At 33.8% G+C, this 263-nt stretch carries 1 protein-coding gene; it reads left to right on the plus strand.

The genetic code is table 11. The features are described from left to right. On the plus strand, positions 1-263 hold a 263-nt coding region (locus tag SB658_RS24855), incomplete at both ends, for a TSUP family transporter (RefSeq protein ID WP_410603071.1).

The raw sequence follows: 263 nt of genomic DNA on the forward strand, positions 1-263 counted from the left end.
CTAGTAATATTGTGTTTTATCGTTCTGGTAATCTTGATTTGAAATCGGCTTTTAAATTATTTCCAATCACTTTTATAGGCTCTATAGTAGGTGCATGGACCGTTCATTTAATGAACCCAGAAGTACTGAAGCCATTGATGCTGATCATGCTCGGTGCGGTCGCTATTTATACGATATTTAAAAAGGATTGGGGTAGTATTGCTACTCATAAAAAATTATCTGGTCGACACGTCATTATTTTTACCTTTTTTATTTTTGCTATT

The organism is Bacillus sp. SIMBA_008 (assembly GCF_046535495.1).
Taxonomy (GTDB): domain Bacteria; phylum Bacillota; class Bacilli; order Bacillales; family Bacillaceae; genus Bacillus; species Bacillus subtilis.